This window comes from Kitasatospora putterlickiae, from assembly GCF_039527695.1.
Classification (GTDB): Bacteria; Actinomycetota; Actinomycetes; order Streptomycetales; family Streptomycetaceae; genus Kitasatospora; species Kitasatospora putterlickiae.
In genome coordinates this window covers 4,058-6,664 of sequence record NZ_BAAAKJ010000469.1, presented here as the reverse complement: position 1 = coordinate 6,664, position 2,607 = coordinate 4,058, and the positions used below count along the sequence as shown (strand labels likewise).

At 73.5% G+C, this 2,607-nt stretch carries 1 protein-coding gene and 2 pseudogenes; 2 read left to right on the top strand and 1 reads right to left on the bottom strand.

Annotated elements, in window-relative coordinates:
* Nucleotides 1–251: pseudogene (locus tag ABD308_RS37165) on the bottom strand (hypothetical protein); the annotation flags it as partial.
* Between the two features lie 322 nt (nt 252–573).
* Here ABD308_RS37165 and ABD308_RS37160 point away from each other — a divergent pair.
* Nucleotides 574–2,031: a purine-cytosine permease family protein gene (locus ABD308_RS37160; RefSeq protein ID WP_344345005.1), complete on the top strand. Its 1,458-nt coding sequence runs from the start codon at nt 574–576 to the stop codon at nt 2,029–2,031.
* A gap of 94 nt (nt 2,032–2,125) precedes the next feature.
* A pseudogene (locus tag ABD308_RS37155) lies at nt 2,126–2,607 on the top strand (glycerophosphodiester phosphodiesterase family protein); the annotation flags it as partial.

Here is a 2,607-nt window from a genome sequence, read left to right as displayed (position 1 = left end):
GGCGCCGGGGCGGCGGCCGGCTCCGGGGCGGTGACCTTGCTGAACGCCAGCGTGGGCGTGAACCCGCCGGAGCCCCCCTCGGCGGACGGCTGGGCCGGCTGGTCTGCGTGGGGCGTCGTTGCGGGGGCGGGGGCGGGGCCGGCCGCAGACTGCTGCGCCGGACCGTCAGAAGCGGAACCCACCACCCCCTGGCCGCCGGAGGGCTGCTGCCCCTGCGACCCGGTGGACCCAACCTCGCGCTCGGTGCTCACGGACGACCTCCATAGCTGACAGGACCAACAACCATAGTTTTTCGCACACCCGATTCGATTGCCGTAAGGACCCTTCTGAAGAACTCATAAGAATCCTTAGCCGGTCCCGACGACCGCCGCTGCGCCGCGCACCGGCCCGCCGCCTTGGCGTTCTCCCCGCCGCCGACTAGCCTGTCGCTCCGAACTGACACGCGGGAGCTTGGACCCACCAGGCTGAGAGTGCGCCGGTCGACCGTACGCCACGGATCCCGTGGGCGGCCGTCGAGGGGGCGCAGACCGCCGGAACCTGTCCGGGTAATGCCGGCGTAGGGAGATATCGGCCATGCCGCCTGTTTCGCCATCCTCGTCCTCCGGCGCGCCCGCGTCCCCGGGCGTCCCCCCGCAGCAGGACGCCGGAGGCGCCGTCCCCGGTTCCCGCGCCGCGGCCACCGACGTCCTGGAGCCCCCGGCCCGGACCGAGGCGCCGCTGGTGCTGGACACCGAGCCGCCCCGCACCCTGCGCTTCCGCGACCACTTCGCGCTCTGGATGAACCTGGGCGTGTCGCTGATCGGCTTCACCACCGCCGCGACCGTGCTCGGCGCCACCGGCAGCGAGCTGTCGCTGGCCGCCGCCGTGACCGCGATCGTGGCCGGCACCGTGGTCGGCACCGCGATGCTCGGGGTGGCCGCGCTGATCGGCGCGCGGACCGGCGCGCCCGCCATGGCGAACCTGCGCGGGCTGTTCGGCACCCGGCTGTCCTACGTGCCGACGGTGCTCAACATCGTCCAGTGCGTCGGCTGGGGCGTCTACGAGCTGCTGACGATCGCGCTCGGCGCGCAGACCGTGGTCGGCACCGAGGGCTACCGCTGGGTCTTCGTGGTGCTGGCCGGCGCGGTGACCACCGCGCTGACCATCTGGCCTCTCGGCGCGATCGCGGTGCTGCGCCGCTTCGTCGCCGCCGCGGTGGCGGTCGCGATGGTCTACTTCACCGTCCAGCTCGGCCGGCACGGCGTCCCCGACCCGGGCGCGGGCAACTGGCACGGCTTCCTGCGGGCGACCGACTCGATGATCGCGGTGTCGATCTCCTTCGTGCCGCTCGCCGCCGACTACACCCGGCACTCGCGCACCCCCGGCTCGGCGTTCTGGGGCAGCTTCTCCGGCTACACGCTGGCGCAGGTCTGGTGCTACGTGCTCGGGCTGATGGCGCTGCTGCAGGCGGACGGGGACCCGGAGCGGATCTTCGACTCCTTCCTGGGCGTCTGGGCCGGCTGGCTGTTCCTGCTGGTGCTGGTGCTGCGCGAGACCGACCAGTCCTTCGCCAACGTGTACTCGACCGCGATGTCGATCCACAACCTGCTGCCGAAGGTCGACCGCCGGGTGCTGACCGGCGGCACCGGCGTGCTGATCACCGTGCTCGCGCTGCAGATCACCGAGTTCACCGACTCCTACTACGCCTTCCTGGGGCTGATCGGCTCGGTCTTCGTGCCGATGTTCGCGGTGCTGGCGGTCGACTACTTCCTCGGCGCCGGGCGGCGCGGCTGGAACCTCTCCGCCGACGCGCCGTCCCGCTGGCTGATGCTGCTGCCGTGGGCGCTGGGCTTCGCCACCTACCAGCTGATCGCGCCGACCGCGGTGGCCGGCTGGTGGACGGACCTCTGGACCTCCGCGCAGGAGGCGCTGGGCTTCACCCCGCAGGAGTGGACCTCGGCCTCGCTGTTCGGCTTCCTGGTGCCGGCCCTGGCCACCTGGGCGCTCACCCCGCTCACCCGGGCCCGGGCGGCCGCCACCGCCGCGCGCTGACGCCCGCCGGGCCCCGGACACGGAGGCGAAGACGGCTCCACGGGTTGGGGCGGTCTTCGCCTCCGCTTCATGTCCGCGGCCTATCGTGTAGGGCGTGACCAGCCCCGATGTCTCGCCCGCGACGGCCCGCACCGCCCCGCCCGTCCAGGTGATCGCCCACCGCGGTTCCTCGTTCGCCCTGCCCGAGCACACCCTCGCCGCCTACCGCCGGGCGCTCACCGAGGGGGCGGACGCCCTGGAGTGCGACGTGCGGGTGACCGCCGACGGGCAGCTGGTCTGCGTGCACGACCGGCGGATCGGGCGGGTCTCGGACGGCCGGGGCACGGTGTCGGCGATGACGCTGGCGGAGCTGGAGGCGCACGACTTCGGGGCCTGGAAGACCGGCCGGCCGAGCGAGGACCCGGAGCTGCGCGGGGTGCTGCGGCTGGAGAGCCTGCTGGAGCTGGTCGTGAACTGCGGGCGCCCGGTGGACCTCGCGATCGAGACCAAGCACCCGGTGCGGTTCCGCGGCCGGGTGGAGACCGAACTGCTGCGGACGCTGGACCGGTTCGGGATCCGCGGCGCGGGCGGCGGCCG

What these genes read in the sequence shown, in the direction of transcription:
- ABD308_RS37160 (WP_344345005.1), top strand. Translation starts at nt 574, where the DNA reads ATGCCGCCTGTTTCGCCATCCTCGTCCTCCGGCGCGCCCGCGTCCCCG.